This is a genomic window from Pseudomonas sp. Eqa60 (assembly GCF_018326405.1).
Lineage (GTDB): Bacteria > Pseudomonadota > Gammaproteobacteria > Pseudomonadales > Pseudomonadaceae > Aquipseudomonas > Aquipseudomonas protegens.
Window position 1 is genome coordinate 5,025,990 of sequence record NZ_AP024342.1, and the last position, 17,594, is coordinate 5,043,583.

Genomic DNA, 17,594 nt, shown 5'->3' on the forward strand with positions numbered 1-17,594 from the left:
TTTTCGTTTACATCCTTTAGCCAAAATACTTTTACATTTATTTAAAATAGTTAACCAATCTATAACTCATTACAAGCATATAACTTAAAAGTTACCACCCAACAATAAAGATATTTCACATAAAGTATAAAATCATCTTGATTCCGTAGCATATACGAATAGTTTTTCAGCATCCTGCAACTGTTAGCTAGCTTACGCCAGTTTCACAACATGTGGCTTGCACTCAATAACATTTAAATTATACACAACTATCGGAAAATCTTAACCTTTACGGACTATTTTTAGCCTTGGATGGTCAAAATTCCACGCTCCCTTCCTCTCTGCAAAAGCTCATCGCGCGAGAGATGCCCCTTCATCATGCACACGAAAGCGACTTCTTATAATGATAAAGAGTAACAGACAGAGCCCCCCCCCTAACCCCGCCCCTACGAGAACCTCAATCAGGATGATGAACATTTTTTATGGGTGTATGGGATTACCTATGCTGACCATAGGTCCGTCTTTCAAACAAACTGATAATTCATCAGACTCAACAACCACTGAACTATAAAATATTTTTTGAACTAGTAGATATCGAAGCTCGTCAGCAAATAAACCCTTGTCTCTATTTTCTTCATTTCCTGCTTCATTAGTTTTCTTCTTAAGCGAAACCGAAGCCCCTGTACCATTTAGTGTAGAGCCCAACGCAAATATACTTGAGACATCTAGCGCCCTCCTAAGATCATCTACAGCTTCCTCCCCTTCAACCTCTCGCCGAATATCAATTTGTTTTGCCTAATAACCAGCTCGCATAGCAGCATCTGCATTTATATTAGACGCAACCTCACTTGCAGTCTTCCTCATAACAAGATCATATGACCCCCCAGCAAAAACACCAAGTCTTCTCCCTCAGGACCTCTAAAAGTCACAAGAACCGGTTTAGGAGTCTCATTATCTTTAGAATCATTTCCTGCAGCTCGCTTTATAAATAGTTCATTAAACGAGATTCTCTCTGAGAACTCCTCATAGCTATTTATGCTTGAGTTAATTTTATATTTTTGCTCACTTTAGACGACCTCAGAATATGCTCCCAGAAAACTCTCTAAGATAGTTATCAGATCGAGCGTTACGAATAAATGTAGAGTAAATTTTAGCGATCGCTTCACGTATAGTATCTTCATCTTTCAGAAAGCTATAACCGATAATCGAAACGTCCCTAACCCCTGGTGGGTACAATAAAATTCGAGCTTCGTAAGCGGGCTTGATAATAAAAGCGAAAACAGTAAAAATAAACGTCACAACTAATATACTGAATAAAAACAGCAACCGTTCAAACCATAAAATCCTTAGCAAGGTGAAGAGCTTTATTCGAATAGGGGAGAAAACCTCAAAATGATCTGTTTCTATAGCCATTTAAAGACTCTGAGCAGCACATTGATAATAACTAGCCATTCCCGGACCAAGATTCACTTATAGATATATAGAATACTCCCCCTTAACCAACATTCAAGCAGAGATAACTTTAATATTTATCTTAGAATTTTAAAATATATATCCGCAACTTCAAAAAACAGAATTCAAAATGAGCGACATATAACTTTAAGTGCAACTTCCATTATTTAAATTTCTTCTTCATTGACACGATCTCTCAACTCTTTACCCGGTTTGAAATGAGGTACAAACTTGCCATCCAGACTGACTGATTGACCAGTTTTTGGATTTCTGCCTACGCGAGGAGCACGATAGTGAAGAGAGAAACTACCAAATCCTCGAATCTCAATTCGATCACCGGTAGCCAGACACTGTGACATCTGTTCAAGCATGGTCTTTATCGCCAACTCGACATCCTTGGATGAGAGCAGCCCTTGATGGGTGACAATTCGTTCGATCAACTCCGACTTCGTCATATTTTTCCCTTCTTTTTCAAGCAGCTAGGTCAGTGCTTCAAAGGTTTTAGCATGCTCTGAGGGTTTTGAACAGCCCATCTACCACACTGATACAAACTCCTTTTTTTGCAGAAGATGCAGTGACAAAAACACAAAGCGGCCCTATCGACACATGACCAACATCGTTCGAGTCAGATAACCCGCCGGATTCCAACCGAAAGGATAATCCCCCTCCTCATCCTTGGCATCACTGGATTTTGTAATGACCTTGTAGCCATTGGCCTTACACTCACGTGCAGCACGCTTGTAGCATTTGTCCCAATCCGACCCCAGCCCCGAACAGTCGATCTCTATGCCACTGACCCCGCGCACCGCGTGGGTCTTTACACTGGTCGTACACCCTGCCAAAAGAAGAATCAAAACCACTACACCCAACCTGCTCATACTCTTCCTTAAGGCAGCTTATGCTGCTTGAATAATGCACCCATTGGGTACCTAGACCCTGACACGGCAGCCAACCCACCTAAGAAAGAGACAACTCATTGCACAGATTGGTTTCCCCAGCACTCCGCTGAGCTTCTCGAATTTCAGGCATAAAAAAGGGCGACCGAAGTCGCCCTTTTTATGGTCTGACAGAACTTAGTTCTGCTTTTCCATTTGTGCACGCAGCAGGTCACCCAGAGTGGTAGGACCAGCAGCGATATCCGAAGCAGCTGGCTTGTCGCGCAGGCTCTGGATAGCTTCTTTCTCGTCTTCAACGTCTTTCGACTTGATCGAGAGCTGGATTACACGGCTCTTACGGTCAACGCTGATGATCTTGGCTTCAACTTCTTCGCCTTCTTTCAGAACGTTACGCGCATCTTCGATGCGGTCACGGCTGATTTCGGAGGCTTTCAGAGTAGCTTCGATATCGTTAGCCAGGGTGATGATGGCGCCTTTGGCGTCAACTTCTTTTACAACACCCTTAACGATTGCGCCTTTGTCGTTCTCTTGAACGTACTCGGAGAACGGATCGCTTTCCAGTTGCTTGATACCCAGGGAGATACGCTCGCGCTCTGGGTCAACCGACAGGATAACGGTGTCCAGCTCGTCGCCCTTCTTGAAACGGCGTACGGCTTCTTCGCCCACTTCGTTCCAGGAGATGTCGGACAGGTGAACCAGACCGTCGATGCCGCCGTCCAGACCAATGAAGATACCGAAATCGGTGATCGACTTGATGGTGCCGGAGATCTTATCGCCCTTGTTGAACTGGCCAGAGAAGTCTTCCCATGGGTTGGACTTGCACTGCTTGATGCCGAGGGAGATACGACGACGCTCTTCGTCGATGTCCAGAACCATAACTTCCACTTCGTCGCCGACTTGTACGACTTTCGAAGGATGGATGTTCTTGTTGGTCCAGTCCATTTCCGAAACGTGTACCAGGCCTTCCACGCCTTCTTCCAGCTCAGCGAAGCAGCCGTAGTCGGTCAGGTTGGTTACACGAGCGGTAACGCGGGTGCTTTCTGGGTAACGAGCCTTGATAGCAACCCATGGATCTTCGCCCAGTTGCTTCAGGCCCAGGGAAACACGATTGCGCTCGCGATCGTACTTCAGAACCTTGACATCGATCTCGTCGCCAACGTTGACGATTTCGGAAGGATGCTTGATACGCTTCCAAGCCATGTCGGTGATGTGCAGCAGGCCATCGACGCCACCCAGATCGACGAATGCGCCGTAATCGGTGAGGTTCTTGACGATACCTTTGACTTGCTGACCTTCCTGCAGGGATTCCAGCAGAGCTTCACGCTCAGCGGAGTTCTCGGCTTCGAGGACGCTGCGGCGGGAAACGACAACGTTGTTGCGCTTCTGGTCGAGTTTGATGACTTTAAACTCGAGCTCTTTGCCTTCCAGGTGCGTGGTGTCGCGCACTGGACGGACGTCAACCAGAGAACCTGGCAGGAACGCACGGATGCCGTTAACGTCGACAGTGAAGCCGCCTTTAACCTTACCGTTGATAACGCCCTTGACCACTTCTTCGGCTGCGAAGGCTGCTTCCAGAACGATCCAGCATTCAGCGCGCTTGGCTTTTTCACGGGAGAGCTTGGTTTCACCAAAGCCGTCTTCAACCGAATCCAGAGCAACGTGAACTTCATCACCAACATTGATGGACAGTTCGCCAGCATCGTTGTAGAACTGCTCAAGCGGGATCAGCGCTTCAGACTTCAGACCAGCGTGAACGGTTACCCAACGCGCTTGGTAGTCGATGTCGACGATAACACCGGTGATGATGGAGCCTGCCTGAAGGTTCAGGGTTTTTAGGCTTTCTTCAAAGAGTTCCGCAAAGCTTTCGCTCATTTTAATTCCTGTTGATAAGGGCGAAGAATCCGCCCATCTGCCACATCCCAGACGATGTGGGTTACGTTCATATAAAAGAACGATCGCAGGACTATGACTGGTCCCCTGCAATCCTTCTTGTTCACCCGGCGATATCGCGAATGGTGATTTCACTCAAGATGCGTTGCAACACCTGATCGATGGACAACTCCGTGGAATCCAGCTGTATAGCGTCAGCCGCCGGCTTGAGCGGGGCCACCGCTCGCTGGGTATCGCGCTCATCACGCGCACGGATCTCATCTAGCAGACTCGACAGACTAACACCATCGACCTTTCCCTTCAACTGCAAGTAACGGCGACGAGCACGCTCCTCGGCACTGGCAGTCAGGAAAATCTTCAACGGAGCGTCGGGAAACACCACGGTTCCCATGTCGCGGCCATCGGCAACCAACCCCGGCGGCTCCTGAAAGGCACGCTGACGCTGCAGCAGGGCGTCTCGCACAGCAGGCAACGCCGCAACCTGAGAAGCCCAGGCCCCGACCTGCTCGTTGCGCAGGTCATCCGTCACGTCATCACCCTCAAGAATGATCCGCTGCGGATGGTTCTCAGTAGCTCCGAGAAACTGCACATCCAAGTGAGCCGCCAACAATTTCAGCGACTCTTCATTGGTCAGATCGACGCCATGATTGCGCGCAGCGAACGCCAGCAGCCGGTACAGCGCTCCGGAGTCCAGCAGACACCAGCCCAGATGCTTGGCCAGCTTGCCAGCAATGGTGCCCTTACCCGAACCACTCGGCCCATCGATGGTGATCACCGGCGCCTTGATATTCACGACTGAGCCTCTTGCGTGACACGGATCCCCACCTGCGCGCACAGCGCAAGGAAGTTCGGGAACGAGGTCGCGACGTTGGCACAGTCATGAATGCGGATCGGCGCGTTGGCGCGCAGCGAGGCAACACTGAACGCCATGGCGATACGGTGGTCACCATGCCCATGAACCTCCCCGCCACCGATCTGGCCACCCTCGATGATGATGCCGTCCGGGGTCGGTTCGCACTTGACCCCCAGGGTCAGCAGGCCATCAGCCATCACCTGGATACGGTCAGACTCCTTGACCCGTAGTTCTTCAGCGCCACGCAGCACCGTGCGCCCTTCGGCGCAAGCGGCCGCGACGAACAACACAGGGAACTCATCGATTGCCAGCGGTACCAACTCTTCGGGAATCTCGATCCCCTTGAGCTTGGCGGCGCGCACATGCAGATCGGCAACCGGCTCGCCACCCACTTCGCGCTGGTTTTCCAGGCGAATGTCAGCGCCCATCAACCGCAGGATATCGATCACACCTGTACGGGTCGGGTTGATCCCCACGTGCTCCAGCACCAGTTCGGAACCTTCGGCAATGGATGCAGCCACCAGGAAGAACGCCGCGGAAGAAATGTCCGCAGGCACCTCAATATGGGTTGCCTTGAGCTTGCCGCCGGACTCGACCGAAGCCGTGGCGCCATCGACACTCACGGAGTAGCCGAAGCCACGCAGCATGCGCTCGGTATGGTCACGGGTCGGAGCCGGCTCGGTGACCGTGGTTTTCCCTTCGGCATATAAACCTGCCAACAACAGGCAGGACTTAACCTGCGCACTGGCCATCGGCAAGGTGTAGGTCAGCCCCTTGAGCTTGTGACCGCCACGAATCACCATCGGCGGGCGACCCTCGGCAGCCGTCTCAATGACCGCGCCCATTTCCCGCAGCGGGTTCGCCACACGATTCATCGGACGCTTGGACAGGGACGGATCGCCAGTCAACGTGCTGTCGAAGCTTTGTGCAGCCAGCAAGCCCGACAACAGGCGCATCGAGGTACCGGAGTTCCCCAGGTAGATCGGCCCTGGAGCCGGCTTCAAGCCGTGCAAGCCAACACCATGAATGGTCACACGACCATGATGCGGCCCTTCGATGACCACGCCCATGTCGCGGAAAGCCTGCAAGGTTGCCAGAGCATCTTCGCCCTCGAGGAAACCTTCCACTTCAGTGGTGCCCTCAGCCAGCGAGCCAAGCATGATCGAGCGGTGAGAAATCGACTTGTCGCCCGGTACACGAATCCGCCCAGACAGGCGGCCACCAGGATTTGCCAGGAAAATCAGATCGTTGGAGTTCATAGCGTCCACATAGGCCCGGCGGGCCAGGATTTTACCGAAATGCTCGCGGGCAACCCGGGCGCGAGTGAATACGCCCAACAATTGATGCCCGTCCCCTGCATCGACCGCATCACGCAGAGCGTCGAGGTCGTTGCGAAATGTATCGAGTGTGCGCAGTACCGCCTCGCGATTGGCAAGGAAGATGTCGTGCCACATGACCGGGTCGCTGCCGGCGATTCTCGTGAAATCGCGGAACCCGCCCGCAGCGTAACGGAAGATATCGAGATTTTCACTGCGCTTGGCCAGGGAATCGACCAGACCGAACGCCAGCAGGTGCGGCAAATGGCTGGTCGCCGCCAGGACTTCATCGTGACGCTCGACCTGCATGTGCTCGACATCCGCCCCCAGCTCACGCCAAAGCCTGTCGACCAGGTCCAGCGCCGCGGCATCAGTCTGCTCCAGAGGCGTCAGGATCACCTTGTGCCGACGAAACAGCTGCGCGTTGGAGGCTTCCACACCACTCTGCTCGGAGCCCGCAATGGGGTGCCCCGGGACAAAGCGTGCAGGCATGCCGCCAAAAGCTTCTTGTGCAGCGCGCACCACATTGCCTTTGGCGCTGCCGACATCGGTCAGCACCGCTTGGCCCAGATCCATGCCGGCAAGCAGAGCCAGCAGCTTTTCCATAGCCAGGATCGGCACCGCCAGTTGAATCACATCGGCGCCCTGGCAAGCCAGGACCAGATCTTCTTCACAGCGATCCACCACCCCCAGTTCGACCGCCAACTGGCGGGACTGCGGATCCAGATCGACACCGACTACCTCACGACACAGGCCACTTTCACGCAAACCCTTGGCAAAGGAACCGCCAATCAACCCCAGGCCGATCACCACCAGGCGACCGATCATAGGCACAGCAGATTGCATTGGAATGACATCAAGCACGGGCCAGAACCTTGGCCAAGGCCTCAAGGAAACGAGTATTTTCCGCCGGCAGGCCGATGGTGATGCGCAAATGATTTGGCATGCCGTAGTTGGCCACCGGACGCACGATCACCCCCTCGCGCAACAACCCCTGGAAGATCGGCGCAGCCTCACGCCCCAGGTCCACGGCAATGAAATTGCCCTTGGAAGGAATCCAGCTCAGGCCCAGATCACCGAACCCCGCCTCCAACTGCTGCATGCCGGCCTCGTTCAGACGACGACTCTCGGCCAGGTAGTCCACATCCTCAAGTGCGGCGCAAGCCGCAGCCAAGGCCAGGCTGTTGACGTTGAAAGGCTGGCGCACACGGTTCAGCACATCCGCCACCACCGGGGTCGACAGCCCATAACCGACCCGCAGGGCTGCCAGGCCATAGGCCTTGGAGAAGGTTCGCGAAACCAGCAGGTTGGGGTAGGCCGCCAGGAAGTCCAGGCCATCCGGCAGGTCGCTGCCTTCGGCGTACTCGATATAGGCCTCGTCCAGCACCACCAGTACGTGGGCCGGTACATCTTGCAAAAACTCGTCCAGCTCCCCGGCACCGAACCAGGTACCGGTCGGGTTGTTCGGGTTGGCGATGAACACCACGCGGGTCCGATCATCGATCGCCTTGAGCATGGCTGGCAGGTCATGCCCCCAGTTCTTGGCCGGAACCACGCGAGCCTGGGCTCCGACAGCCTGGGTAACGATGGGGTAGACGGCAAATGCGTGCTCGCTGAACACCGCACTCAAGCCAGGCGCCAGGTAGGCACGAGCCACCAGCTCCAGAATGTCGTTGGAACCGTTGCCCAGGGTCACCTGGTCGATTTCCACGCCGCAGCGCTCGGCCAGCAGGGACTTGAGGGCAAAACCATTGCCATCCGGATAACGGGTCAGCTCGGCAAGCTCGTCACGAATCGCCGCCAGGGCCTTGGGGCTGGCGCCCAGCGGGTTTTCATTGCTCGCCAGCTTGACGATGGTGGCCGGATCGATGTCCAGCTCACGGGCCAGTTCGTCCACGGGCTTGCCCGGAACGTAAGGCGAAAGTTGTTGCACGCCTGGTTGTGCCAGTGCGAGGAAGTCGCCACTCATTGTTAAAGCCTCAGAGAACCGCTTTCGGGTAGGAACCCAGCACCTTGAGTGCTACTGCTTCCTGACTGATCTTTTCCAGCACACCCTTGACCAACGGATCACGGTGGTGGCCGACGAAGTCGATGAAGAACACATAGGTCCATTTACCACTGCGCGAAGGTCGGGTCTCGATTCGCGTCAGGTCGATGCCATTGTCGTGGAATGGCACCAACAGCTCGTGCAAGGCACCGGGCTTGTTGCTCATGGACACGATGATCGAGGTCTTGTCGTCGCCGGTCGGCGGCACTTCCTGATTACCGATCATCAAAAAGCGCGTGGAGTTGTCCGGACGATCCTCGATTTTCTCTGCCAGGCGCGTCAGGCCATACAGGCCTGCCGCCATGTCGCCGGCGATCGCCGCCGAATTCCACTCGCCCTTGACCCGCTTGGCCGCCTCGGCGTTGCTGGACACCGCCACGCGCTCGACATTCGGGTAATGGGCGTCCAGCCACTTGCGGCACTGGGCCAGCGACTGGGCATGGGAATAGATGCGACTGATGCTGTCGGTCTTGGTGTTCTCGCCCACCAGCAGATGATGGTGAATACGCAGTTCGACTTCACCGCAGATCACCATGTCGTGCTCGAGGAAGCTGTCGAGAGTGTGGTTCACCGCACCCTCGGTGGAGTTTTCCACCGGCACCACGCCGAAGTTCACGGCGCCGGCCGCCACTTCACGGAACACCTCGTCGATCGCCGCCATCGGCTTGCTGATCACCGCATGACCGAAGTGCTTCATGGCCGCAGCTTGGGTGAAGGTACCTTCAGGACCGAGGTAGGCCACTTTCAATGGCTGCTCCAGGGCCAGGCACGAAGACATGATTTCGCGGAACAAGCGCGCCATCTCTTCATTGCCCAGCGGCCCCTGGTTGCGCTCCATCACCCGCTTGAGCACCTGGGCTTCACGCTCGGGACGATAGAATACCGGCACTTCGCCTTCGGCGAGAGAGCCCATCTTGACCCGCGCCACTTCCTGGGCACAGCGCGCGCGCTCACTGATCAGCTCCAGGACCTTCTCGTCCAGGGCGTCAATACGCAGGCGCAGGGCCTTGAGTTCTTGCTCAGACATCAGCCGTGTTCCTTCTCGAACTCCGCCATGTAGGCCACCAGCGCATTGACTGCGTTGATGTCCACGGCGTTGTAGATGGAAGCGCGCATGCCACCCACCGAGCGGTGGCCCTTGAGGTTCAACAGGCCGCGAGCCTCGGCGCCCACCAGGAACGGTTTGTCCAGGCGATCGTCGGCCAGACGGAACGGCACGTTCATCCAGGAGCGGTCGGTCTTGTTGATCGGGTTGCTGTACAGGCCGCTGGCGTCGATGAAATCGTACAGGGTGCGCTGCTTGGCCTCATTGAGCTTGGCGATGGCTTCAACCCCGCCCTGCTCCTTGAGCCATTCGAACACCAGGCCGGACAGATACCAGGCCAGGGTCGGCGGCGTGTTGTACATCGAGCCGTTGTCCGCCGCGACCTTGTAGTCGAGCATGGTCGGGCACAGCGAACGGGCACGCCCCAGCAGGTCTTCGCGAATGATGTTCACCAGGATGCCGCTGGGGCCGATATTCTTCTGCGCGCCAGCGTAGATCATGCCGAAACGGGAGATATCCGCAGGGCGCGAGAGGATGTCGGACGACATGTCGGCCACCAGGGGAACGTCGCCGGTTTCCGGGATCCAGTTGAATTCCAGGCCGCCAATGGTTTCGTTCGGCGCGTAGTGCACGTAGGCCGCATCTGGCGACAGCTGCCATTCGTTCTGGCCGGGAATTGCGAAATAGTCGTAAGGCTTGGCAGTGGCCGCCACATTCACCTGCCCGTAGCGGGAGGCTTCTTCAATGGCTTTCTGCGACCAGATACCGGTGTCGACATAGTCGGCCTTGCCACCCTCGGGCAGCAGGTTCAGTGGGATCTGGGCAAATTGCTGGCTGGCGCCGCCTTGCAGAAACAGCACTTTATAGTTCGAGGGGATATTCAGCAGATCACGCAGATCCTGCTCGGCCTTGGTGGCAATGGAAACGAACTCATCGCTGCGATGGCTCATTTCCATGACCGACAGGCCCTTGCCATGCCAATCCAGCAATTCGGCCTGGGCACGCAACAGGACAGCTTCAGGTAGCGCAGCGGGACCTGCGCAGAAGTTATAGGCTCGTTTGCTCACATCCACTCTCGCTATGCATTCACGGTAGCGGACAGAGCAAACACTCTGCCCTGCTACGATTTATTTAGTCTTGCGACTCTTCTTCGCCTGCGGCGTCTGCCTGTTGGCCTTCGGCTGCCTCATCGGTATCGGCAACCGCATCCAGCACGGCTCCCTCGAATTCAGCACCCTCTTCACCTTCGAACTCTTCGCCCTCGATTTCCGATGGCTCCTGCACCCGCTCCAGGCCCACCAGGGTTTCATCGCTGGCCAGCTTGATCAGAGTCACGCCTTGAGTGTTACGGCCCAGGCTCGACACTTCGTCGACACGGGTACGCACCAGGGTGCCCTGATCGGAAATCAGCATGATCTCCTCACCATCCAGCACCTGCACCGCGCCAACCAGGCGACCGTTACGCTCGTTGCTGACCATGGCGATAACGCCCTGGCCGCCACGCTTGTACTCGGGGAACTCGCCAATGGCGGTACGCTTGCCGAAACCACGCTCGGAGGCGGTGAGGATCTGGCTGCCTTCTTCCGGAATCAGCATGGAAATCAGCTTCTGACCTTCCGCCAGGCGCATGCCGCGCACACCGCGAGCGGTACGGCCCATGGCGCGCACGTCGGACTCCTTGAAGCGAGTGACCTTGCCTCCGTCGGAGAACAGCATGACTTCACGCTCGCCATCGGTGATGGCGGCACTGATCAGCACGTCGCCTTCGTCCAGCTCCAGAGCGATCAGGCCCACGCTGCGCTGGCGGCTGAAGGACTCCAGCGGGGTCTTCTTCACGGTGCCGTTGGCGGTCGCCATGAAGATGTAGTGACCTTCGGTGTACTCCTCTACCGGCAGCATGGTGGTGATGTATTCACCCTCATCCAGCGGTAGCAGGTTGACCAGCGGACGACCGCGTGCGGCACGGGATGCTTCAGGAATTTCATAAGTCTTCAGCCAGTACACCTTGCCCTTGCTGGAGAACAGCAGCAGCGTGGTGTGGCTGTTGGCAACCAGCAGGTGAGCGATGTAGTCCTCATCCTTGACGCCTGTGGCCGACTTGCCTTTACCGCCACGACGCTGGGCCTGGTAGGCTGCCAGCGGCTGGGTCTTGGCGTAGCCGCCGTGGGAAATGGTCACCACACGCTCTTCTTCCGGGATCATGTCACCCAGGGTCAGGTCGAGGCGGGCATCGAGAATCTCGGTGCGGCGCACGTCGCCGTATTCAGCGCGGATCACTTCCAGCTCTTCGCGGATCACTTCCATCAGGCGCGTGGCGCTATTGAGGATGCGGATCAGCTCGCCGATCTGGTTGAGGATCTCCTGGTACTCGGCCAGCAGCTTTTCGTGCTCCAGGCCAGTCAGGCGGTGCAGGCGCAACTCCAGAATGGCTTGTGCCTGTTCCGGGGACAGGAAGTACTTGCCGTCGCGCAGACCGTATTGCGGATCAAGGTTTTCCGGACGGCAGGAATCCGCACCGGCACGCTCGACCATGGTCATGACCGCGCTGGACTCCCAAGGGGTGCTGATCAGCGCTTCCTTGGCTTCCGACGGCGTCGGCGAGGCCTTGATCAGGGCGATCACCGGATCGATGTTGGACAGGGCAACGGCCTGGCCTTCAAGGATGTGGCCACGCTCACGAGCCTTGCGCAGCTCGAACACGGTACGCCGGGTAACGACTTCACGACGGTGACGAACGAAGGCTTCCAGCAGATCCTTGAGATTGAGGATCCGCGGACGGCCGTCGATCAGCGCCACGATGTTGATGCCGAACACCGCTTGCAGCTGGGTCTGGGCGTAGAGGTTATTGAGGATCACCTCAGGCACTTCGCCACGACGCAGCTCGATCACGACGCGCATACCGTCCTTGTCGGACTCATCGCGCAGTTCAGTGATGCCTTCGAGTTTCTTCTCTTTCACCAGCTCGGCGATCTTCTCGATCAACCGCGCCTTGTTCAGTTGGTAAGGCAGCTCGGTGATGACGATCTGCTGGCGGCCGCCAACCTTGTCGATGTCTTCGATGATCGAGCGGGCACGCATATAGATGCGGCCACGGCCGGTGCGATAGGCCTCGATGATGCCTTCGCGACCGTTGATGATCGCCGCGGTCGGGAAATCCGGGCCGGGGATGTACTGCATCAGCTCGTCGACAGTCAGCTCGGGATTGTCGATCAGCGCCAGGCAACCATCGATGACTTCACCGAGGTTGTGCGGAGGAATGTTGGTCGCCATGCCCACGGCGATACCGCTGGAACCGTTGACCAGCAGGTTGGGGATCTTGGTCGGCATGACCGCCGGGATCATCTCGGTGCCGTCGTAGTTCGGCACCCAGTCCACGGTTTCCTTGTGCAGGTCGGCCAGCAGCTCGTGCGCCAGCTTGGTCATGCGAACTTCGGTGTATCGCATGGCCGCCGCGTTGTCGCCGTCGACCGAACCGAAGTTACCCTGGCCGTCTACCAGCAGGTAGCGCAGGGAGAATGGCTGGGCCATACGAACGATGGTGTCGTACACCGCGGTATCACCGTGCGGGTGATACTTACCGATCACGTCACCGACAACACGGGCAGATTTCTTGTACGGCTTGTTCCAGTCGTTACCGAGCTCGCTCATCGCGTACAGCACACGCCGGTGCACGGGCTTCAAGCCATCGCGCGCATCAGGCAGTGCCCGCCCGACGATTACGCTCATCGCGTAGTCGAGGTAGGACTGTTTCAGCTCGTCTTCGATATTGACCGGGAGGATTTCTTTGGCCAGTTCGCCCATGAGAAGCCTGATTCCTTTTTCTGGTGAAACTTCGTCACATCCATATGGGACGAACGAAGCTCGCCGCTGCAGGCCTAGTGCCATGCACCGACTTACGACAAATCAACAAGTTATGCCATGGATTTGCGCAGTGAAGGCAGCCGCGTCGGACCACCTTGGAAACCGCCGGATGTTATCACAATCGCCGCCACGCACCTATCCCTCTGACGCGCATGGAGCATAGTTAGTTGACCGGTGACAGCCTGATAAGAGACGAGAGGGGCTCAGAGGCCAAATTCGCACATAATTAAGCGCTTTTTACTGAGCTGACAGCTTTCCCGGGAAGCTGGCACCAACGACTTGCCCGGACACTCGTCAGTGCAAGCGCTTGCGGCACATCAATTGCGCCATCTTGGCCGTGTCCGGCCGCTCGACAACGCCCTTCTCGGTGACGATGGCATCGATCAGGTCCGCTGGCGTGACATCGAACAACGGATTGAAGCCCTCTACCCCCTCCCCCATGCGCTTGCCCGCGATCTCCAGCAACTCCTCGCCCGCCCGCTCTGCCAAGGGAATGTCATCACCGCTGGCAAGGCTCATGTCGATGCTCGAACTGGGCGCCACCACCATGAAGCGAACACCGTGGTGCATGGCATTGACCGCCAGCTGGTAAGTGCCAACCTGGTTCGCTACATCGCCATTGGCAGTGATACGGTCCGCCCCCACCACGACCCAGGTCACGCCCTTGGTCTTCATGATGTGCGCGGCGGCTGCATCGACATTTACCGTTACCGGAATGCCTTCGCTGGCCAGCTCCCAGGCCGTCAGGCGCGAACCCTGCAGCCAGGGCCGGGTTTCATCGGCGTAGACCCGCTCCACCATACCTTCCAGCCAGGCCGCGCGAATCACCCCCAGGGCCGTGCCGAAGCCACCGGTGGCCAGGGCGCCGGTATTGCTGTGAGTCAACAGGGCCTGGGGGTTGCCCTGATGCCGCCGGATCAGGTCCACACCCAGCTGAGCCATGGTCAGGTTGGCTTCGCGATCGCTCTCATGAATGGCCAGGGCTTCAGCTTCCAGCGCTGCCAACGGATCAGCATGTTCCCTGACCCGCTCCAGGCGCTCGCGCATGCGATTGAGCGCCCAGGACAGATTCACCGCCGCAGGAGCGGCATCCGCCAGCAAGGTGAAATCCTCTTCCAGCGCCGTAAACCAGTCGCCACCTGCGACAGATCGTCCACGTGCTGCCAGAACCAGGCCGTAGGCAGCACTGATGCCAATGGCCGGCGCCCCACAGACCACCATCGAGCGAATCGCCTCGGCCACTCCAGCGGCGCTGTCATAGGCAATCCAGGACTCCTCGAAAGGCAAGGCCCGCTGATCGAGCAGGTACAGAGTGCTATCCCGCCATTCAATGGCCCTGACTTTCTCCGCAGCCAACAGACGATCGCGCATCCCTCACCCCGCACTCATGAACAAAAGCCGCCGATTATAGCGATCCCCCTGCCAGGACGCTCGGGTATACTTCGCCATCCTTTTATATAAAGCCTTGGACCGATACTCGATGCCGAACCGCGACATTGCGCTCGACCTGCTGCTGCTCCCGACCTGGCTGGTGCCGGTGGAGCCGGCCGGCGTCGTCCTCAGGGAACACGGCCTGGGCATCCGCGACGGGCACATCGTGTTCATCGGCCCACGCGCCGAGGCCTTGAAGTATCGCGCCACGGAAATCCGCGAACTGCCCGACACGCTGCTCACCCCGGGCCTGATCAACGCCCACGGGCACGCCGCCATGACCCTGTTTCGCGGCCTGGCCGATGACCTGCCGCTGATGACCTGGCTGGAAAAGCACATCTGGCCCGCCGAAGCCAAGTGGGTGGATGAAGCCTTCGTCCGCGACGGCACCGACCTGGCCATCGCCGAGCAGATCAAGGGTGGGATCACCTGTTTCTCGGACATGTACTTCTTCCCGAAGGTTGCCAGTGAGCGGGTGCACAACAGCGGCATGCGAGCACAGGTCGCCATCCCCATTCTCGACTTCCCGATTCCCGGTGCCCAGAATGCCGACGAAGCCATCCGCCAGGGCGTAGAGCTGTTCGGCGATCTCAAGCATCATCCGCGGATCAACATCACCTTCGGCCCTCATGCACCCTACACCGTTGGCGACGAGAACCTGGAAAAAATCCGGATCATTGCCGAAGAACTCGACGCTGCGATCCACATGCATGTACATGAGACCGCCCATGAGGTGCAGCAATCCGTGGAACAGCACGGTGAGCGACCGCTGGCGCGCCTGGCTCGCCTGGGCCTGCTGGGACCACGCTTCCAGGCCGTTCATATGACCCAAATCAGCGATGACGACCTGGCTTTACTGGTAGAAACCAACACCAGCGTCATTCACTGCCCGGAATCCAACCTGAAACTGGCCAGCGGCTTCTGCCCTGTAGAACGTCTGTGGCAGGCCGGAGTCAACGTGGCGGTAGGCACCGATGGCGCCGCCAGCAACAACGACCTGGACCTGCTGGGGGAAACCCGTACCGCCGCGCTGCTGGCCAAGGCCGTGGCCGGGTCGGCTACCGCCCTGGATGCCCATCGCGCACTGCGCATGGCTACCCTCAACGGCGCCAGGGCCATGGGCCTGGAAAGCCAAGTGGGCTCCCTGGAAATCGGCAAGGCCGCAGACCTGACAGCCTTCGACCTGTCCGGCCTGGCCCAGCAGCCGATCTACGACCCGGTGTCGCAACTGATCTACGCCACCGGCCGAGACTGCGTGAAACATGTATGGGTCGCCGGCAAGCAACTGCTGGATGACCGACGCCTGACCCGCCTGGACGAGCATCAGCTGGGCGCTACCGCCCGCGACTGGGCCCGGCGCATCAGCGGCCACCACCCATAACCCGGGCCTTGAGCACAGGCTCGAGGCCCGACAGAGAATTTTCTAGCTTTGGAGCACTACCCATGAGCAACGTCGACCACGCTGAAATCGCCAAATTCGAAGCCCTGGCCCATCGCTGGTGGGACCGTGAAAGCGAGTTCAAGCCCCTGCACGACATCAACCCCCTGCGGGTAAACTGGATCGACGAACGGGTCGGCCTGGCGGGCAAGAAAGTCCTCGACGTCGGCTGCGGCGGCGGCATCCTCAGCGAAGCCATGGCCCAGCGCGGCGCTACCGTGACCGGCATCGACATGGGCGAGGCCCCGCTGGCCGTGGCGCAATTGCACCAGCTGGAATCCGGCGTCAACGTCGAGTACCGGCAGATCACTGCCGAGGCCCTGGCCGAGGAAATGCCCGAGCAATTCGACGTGGTCACCTGCCTGGAAATGCTCGAGCACGTGCCGGACCCTTCGTCGGTGATTCGCGCCTGCTTCCGCATGGTCAAGCCCGGTGGCCAGGTGTTCTTCTCCACCATCAACCGCAACCCCAAGGCCTACCTGTTCGCCATCATCGGCGCTGAATACATCATGAAGCTGCTGCCGCGCGGCACCCACGACTTCAAGAAGTTCATCCGCCCATCCGAGCTCGGTGCCTGGAGCCGCTCTGCCGGCCTCACCGTCAAGGACATCATCGGCCTGACCTACAACCCGCTGACCAAGCACTACAAGCTGGCCCCGGACGTGGACGTCAACTACATGATCCAGACCCTGCGAGAGGAGTAAGACATGGCTATCAGAGCCGTTCTCTTCGACATGGATGGCACCCTGCTCGATACCGCTCCGGACTTCATCGCGGTGTGCCAGGGCATGCGCCGTGATCGCGGCCTGCCGCCCATCGCCGACCAGCACATTCGCGACGAGATCTCCGGCGGCGCCCGCGCCATGGTGGCGGTGACCTTCTCCATGGACCCCGAATCCCCGGGCTTCGAAGAACTGCGCCTGGAGTTTCTCGAGCGCTACCTCAAGCATTGCGCCGTGCACAGCAAGCTCTTCGACGGCATGGCCGAGCTGCTGGCAGATATCGAAAAGGCCCACTTGGTCTGGGGCGTGGTCACCAACAAGCCGCTGCGCTTCGCCGAGCCGATCATGCAGCAACTGGGGCTGGCCGAGCGCTCGGCACTGCTGATCTGCCCTGACCACGTGAAGAACAGCAAGCCCGACCCCGAACCGCTGATCCTGGCGTGCAAGATGCTCGACCTGGCCCCGTCCAGCGTGCTGTTTGTCGGCGACGACCTGCGCGATATCGAATCCGGCCGCGATGCGGGCACCAGGACCGCTGCGGTGACCTATGGCTATATCCATCCGGACGACAACCCACGGCACTGGGGCGCCGACGTGGTGGTCAGTCACCCGCTGGAACTGCGCCAGGTTCTGGACAACGCGCTGTGCAGCTGCTGAGCAGCGG

13 protein-coding genes are annotated in these 17,594 nt (G+C 58.0%); 3 read left to right on the forward strand and 10 right to left on the reverse strand.

Features of this window, described 5'->3' with window-relative positions:
- Positions 1 to 1,598: 1,598 nt before the first annotated feature.
- The 10 genes from ihfB to mtnA form a co-directional block, all read right to left on the reverse strand.
- A complete protein-coding gene (gene ihfB, locus KI242_RS22515) occupies positions 1,599 to 1,886 on the reverse strand; it encodes an integration host factor subunit beta (protein ID WP_015636570.1) in 288 nt (95 codons plus the stop codon).
- A 141-nt stretch (positions 1,887 to 2,027) separates the two neighbouring features.
- On the reverse strand, positions 2,028 to 2,309 hold the full coding sequence (locus tag KI242_RS31900; RefSeq protein ID WP_015636571.1) for a hypothetical protein: 282 nt from the start codon (positions 2,307 to 2,309) through the stop codon (positions 2,028 to 2,030).
- Positions 2,310 to 2,504: 195 nt separating this feature from the next.
- On the reverse strand, positions 2,505 to 4,199 hold the full coding sequence (gene rpsA, locus KI242_RS22520) for a 30S ribosomal protein S1 (RefSeq protein WP_007931318.1): 1,695 nt from the start codon (positions 4,197 to 4,199) through the stop codon (positions 2,505 to 2,507).
- 121 nt (positions 4,200 to 4,320) lie between these two features.
- The gene (cmk, locus tag KI242_RS22525) at positions 4,321 to 5,010 is read right to left on the reverse strand and encodes a (d)CMP kinase (protein WP_053159726.1); all 690 of its coding nucleotides are present in this window, start codon (positions 5,008 to 5,010) and stop codon (positions 4,321 to 4,323) included.
- Positions 5,007 to 7,214 carry a bifunctional prephenate dehydrogenase/3-phosphoshikimate 1-carboxyvinyltransferase gene (locus KI242_RS22530; RefSeq protein ID WP_053153150.1) on the reverse strand — a complete coding sequence of 736 codons (2,208 nt, stop codon included), beginning with the start codon at positions 7,212 to 7,214 and terminating at the stop codon, positions 5,007 to 5,009. Before KI242_RS22530 ends, cmk begins: the two co-directional genes overlap by 4 nt.
- A 28-nt stretch (positions 7,215 to 7,242) precedes the next feature.
- Positions 7,243 to 8,355 (reverse strand): histidinol-phosphate transaminase, encoded by a 1,113-nt coding sequence (gene hisC / locus KI242_RS22535; RefSeq protein ID WP_174395663.1) that lies wholly within the window; start codon positions 8,353 to 8,355, stop codon positions 7,243 to 7,245.
- Between the two features lie 10 nt (positions 8,356 to 8,365).
- The gene (gene pheA / locus KI242_RS22540) at positions 8,366 to 9,460 is read right to left on the reverse strand and encodes a prephenate dehydratase (RefSeq protein ID WP_011062583.1); all 1,095 of its coding nucleotides are present in this window, start codon (positions 9,458 to 9,460) and stop codon (positions 8,366 to 8,368) included.
- Positions 9,460 to 10,545, reverse strand: coding sequence for a 3-phosphoserine/phosphohydroxythreonine transaminase (gene serC / locus KI242_RS22545; RefSeq protein WP_123472980.1), 1,086 nt, complete (start codon positions 10,543 to 10,545; stop codon positions 9,460 to 9,462). The genes pheA and serC overlap by 1 nt, the downstream gene beginning before the upstream one ends.
- A 64-nt stretch (positions 10,546 to 10,609) precedes the next feature.
- On the reverse strand, positions 10,610 to 13,279 hold the full coding sequence (gene gyrA, locus KI242_RS22550; RefSeq protein WP_011062585.1) for a DNA gyrase subunit A: 2,670 nt from the start codon (positions 13,277 to 13,279) through the stop codon (positions 10,610 to 10,612).
- Between the two features lie 354 nt (positions 13,280 to 13,633).
- Positions 13,634 to 14,710: an S-methyl-5-thioribose-1-phosphate isomerase gene (gene mtnA / locus KI242_RS22555; RefSeq protein WP_123431300.1), complete on the reverse strand. Its 1,077-nt coding sequence runs from the start codon at positions 14,708 to 14,710 to the stop codon at positions 13,634 to 13,636.
- A 109-nt stretch (positions 14,711 to 14,819) separates the two neighbouring features.
- On the opposite strand from mtnA, the gene KI242_RS22560 reads away from it, so the two are divergent.
- The 3 genes from KI242_RS22560 to mupP all read left to right on the forward strand — a co-directional run bounded on the left by KI242_RS22560 (position 14,820) and on the right by mupP (position 17,587).
- Positions 14,820 to 16,151 carry a TRZ/ATZ family hydrolase gene (locus tag KI242_RS22560; protein ID WP_065365452.1) on the forward strand — a complete coding sequence of 444 codons (1,332 nt, stop codon included), beginning with the start codon at positions 14,820 to 14,822 and terminating at the stop codon, positions 16,149 to 16,151.
- A 62-nt stretch (positions 16,152 to 16,213) separates the two neighbouring features.
- Positions 16,214 to 16,912: a bifunctional 2-polyprenyl-6-hydroxyphenol methylase/3-demethylubiquinol 3-O-methyltransferase UbiG gene (gene ubiG / locus KI242_RS22565; RefSeq protein WP_011062588.1), complete on the forward strand. Its 699-nt coding sequence runs from the start codon at positions 16,214 to 16,216 to the stop codon at positions 16,910 to 16,912.
- Between the two features lie 3 nt (positions 16,913 to 16,915).
- Positions 16,916 to 17,587, forward strand: coding sequence for an N-acetylmuramic acid 6-phosphate phosphatase MupP (mupP, locus tag KI242_RS22570; RefSeq protein WP_011062589.1), 672 nt, complete (start codon positions 16,916 to 16,918; stop codon positions 17,585 to 17,587).
- Positions 17,588 to 17,594: the final 7 nt, after the last annotated feature.